This is a genomic window from Ralstonia psammae, from assembly GCF_958405935.1.
GTDB classification, from domain to species: domain Bacteria; phylum Pseudomonadota; class Gammaproteobacteria; order Burkholderiales; family Burkholderiaceae; genus Ralstonia; species Ralstonia psammae.
Genome location: NZ_CATZBU010000041.1, coordinates 1 through 2,563 on the forward strand (window position 1 = coordinate 1; position 2,563 = coordinate 2,563).

Here is a 2,563-nt window from a genome sequence, read left to right on the forward strand (position 1 = left end):
GTAAGCATCTGATATGTACCGTTGCCCCGCCTTGACGCACTGATGCGATGATCGTTTGTGACGGGCACGGATGACCGACTGTGTCCACAACAAGCGGAGAATGGACACGGTGCCTCAGACAGTCGAGTTATCCACCAAGCGTCAGAACCGGCGGCATCCGATGGAATGGAGACGCTCTGTGGTCGAGCAGACGTTCGAACCTGGTGCTTCGGTCGCTAGGATCGCCCGCGAGAACAACATCAACGCCAACCAGTTGTGGGGCTGGCGCAAGCTATATGCTCAGGGCCTGTTGATCGAAGCAGGGCAAACAGATGCCATGTTGCCCGTCGTTGTCAATGTGCAACCTGATCGGTCTGCCGAGCATGTACCGGTGTCGATGGAAGCGCCGGCGCCCGCGGCGGCTGCAAATGGCAGCATTCAACTTCAGCACGGCAACACGTCTGTCCGGATAGAGGGCGCGCCCGACTCGACGATACTGGGTCTGATTCTTGAGCACATTCTCCGATGATCGGCCTGCCAGCAAATACGCGTATCTGGATCGCAGCCGGTATCACTGATATGCGCTCCGGCTTCAATGGTCTCGCGGCCAAGGTCGAGTCGGTGCTGCGCAAGGATCCGTTCTCGGGCCACGTCTTCGTGTTTCGCGGCAAGCGGGGCGATCTGGTCAAGCTGCTGTGGTGGTGTGATGGTGGTCTTTGCCTTCTGGCCAAGCGATTGGAGACCGGGCGTTTCGCCTGGCCCAGGGCCGAAGGTGGTGTGGTGGCATTGACTACGGCGCAGCTCTCGCTGTTGTTGGAAGGCTTCGACTGGCGCCAGCCCATCGCAGCTGCGCGTCCGCGCAGCGCCTTATGAATTCCGCACTCCATCGGTAGGCCCCCATCGGGCAGACTACCGTCATGGAACTCTGTGCGAGCGCTCTACCCAACGACATCGAGGCCTTGAAGGCCATGGTGCTCGCGCACGCCGCGCTAGTGCAAGAGCGTGATACGCAAGCGCATGAACAGAAAGCGCAGCTCGCTGCCCTGGAGCAGCGCCTAAGTTCGCGTGAGCAAGAGATCGCGCACCTGAAGCTGTTGATCGCCAAGCTGCAGCGCATGCAGTTCGGGCGCAAGTCGGAGAAGCTGCAGCGTCAGATCGAGCAGTTGGAACTGCGCCTGGAAGATCTGCAGGCTGATGAAGGCGCGGCCGCCGCTGCTGAGGCCAAGACAGCACCTAAGCCACGCGAGCCCAAGCAGCGTAAGCCGCTGCCCGAGCACCTGGAGCGCGAAGAGCTTGTCCACGCTCCAGCCGTAGAGGACTGCCCGCAATGTGGTGGCGCGCTCAAGCCGTTGGGTGAGGATGTATCCGAACAGCTCGAATACGTGCGCGCGCACTTCCGGGGCATCCGTCATCGTCGCCCAAAGCTGGCCTGCTCGTGCTGCGATTGCATCGTGCAGGCGGCCGCGCCGAGCCGCCCGATTGAGCGCGGCCTTCCTGGCCCTGGGCTGCTGGCCCATATCGTAACGTCCAAGTTCCTGTATCACTTGCCGTTGTATCGCCAGGCAGCGATGTTCGCGCGCGAAGGCGTCGAGCTGGATCCAGGCATGATGGGGCATTGGCTGGGTAGCCTCACGTGGCTGCTCTCGCCTCTGGTCGATGCGGTACGCCGCTATGCCCTGGCTGGCACCAAGGTACACGGTGACGATACGCCGCTGCCGGTTCTGGAACCCGGCAAGGGCACCACCAAGACCGGACGGTTGTGGGTCTACGTCCGGGACGATCGCTCAAGCGCGTCAGCCGATGCACCGGCCGTCTGGTTTGCTTACACGCCGGACCGACGTGGCGAGCATCCGCAGCAACACCTTGCCGACTTCACCGGTGTGCTGCAGGCCGATGCGTTTGCAGGTTACGCCGAGTTGTATCGCAGTGGCCGCGTTCGGGAGGCGGCGTGCATGGCACACGCACGCCGTAAGATCCACGACCTCCACGCCGTACGCCCTTCAGCGATCACGCAAGAAGCCTTGGAGCGCATCGGTGCACTGTACCGGATCGAAGAACAGATCCGTGGCAAACCACCCGATGAACGAAGACGAGTGCGGCAGGAGCAAGCCGTGCCACGGCTCGACGATATGTTGCGGTGGTTCCAGGAGCTTCTGCCCACACTCTCGGCGAAGTCCGATACGACAAAGGCGATCCAGTACGCGTTGAATCGCTGGCCAGCGCTCGTCTACTACTGCTGTGATGGGCAGGTCGAGATCGACAATCTGATTGCTGAGCGCGCCCTGCGCGGTGTGGCCTTGGGTCGGCGCAACTATCTGTTTGCCGGCGCCGACTCAGGCGGTGAGCGTGCCGCCGCCATGTACACGCTCATCGGCACGGCGCGGCTGAACGGCCTTGATCCCGAGGCCTACCTGCACTACGTCATCGAGCGCATTGCGGACCATCCGGCCAACCGCATCGACGCATTGCTGCCCTGGAACGTTGCACAGTACCTGCCAGCATCCGCCAAAACCACCCCCATCCGATAGCGCTTCCCGGCATCACCGTCAACACCAACTGCTACGGTGCTGATCTGGCCCTTACG

General features: G+C 62.2%; 3 protein-coding genes. All 3 read left to right on the top strand.

Features of this window, described 5'->3' with window-relative positions:
• Nucleotides 1–100 precede the first annotated feature (100 nt).
• From tnpA to tnpC, 3 genes are read left to right on the top strand one after another with little or no spacing between them, the layout of a single operon-like run.
• On the top strand, nt 101–508 hold the full coding sequence (gene tnpA / locus R2N16_RS25330) for an IS66-like element accessory protein TnpA (protein ID WP_316669783.1): 408 nt from the start codon (nt 101–103) through the stop codon (nt 506–508).
• The gene (gene tnpB / locus R2N16_RS25335; RefSeq protein WP_316669785.1) at nt 505–852 is read left to right on the top strand and encodes an IS66 family insertion sequence element accessory protein TnpB; all 348 of its coding nucleotides are present in this window, start codon (nt 505–507) and stop codon (nt 850–852) included. Before tnpA ends, tnpB begins: the two co-directional genes overlap by 4 nt.
• Nucleotides 853–896: 44 nt before the next feature.
• Nucleotides 897–2,507, top strand: a complete 1,611-nt coding sequence (tnpC, locus tag R2N16_RS25340) for an IS66 family transposase (RefSeq protein WP_316669787.1) — start codon at nt 897–899, stop codon at nt 2,505–2,507.
• The last annotated feature ends 56 nt before the right edge of the window (nt 2,508–2,563 follow it).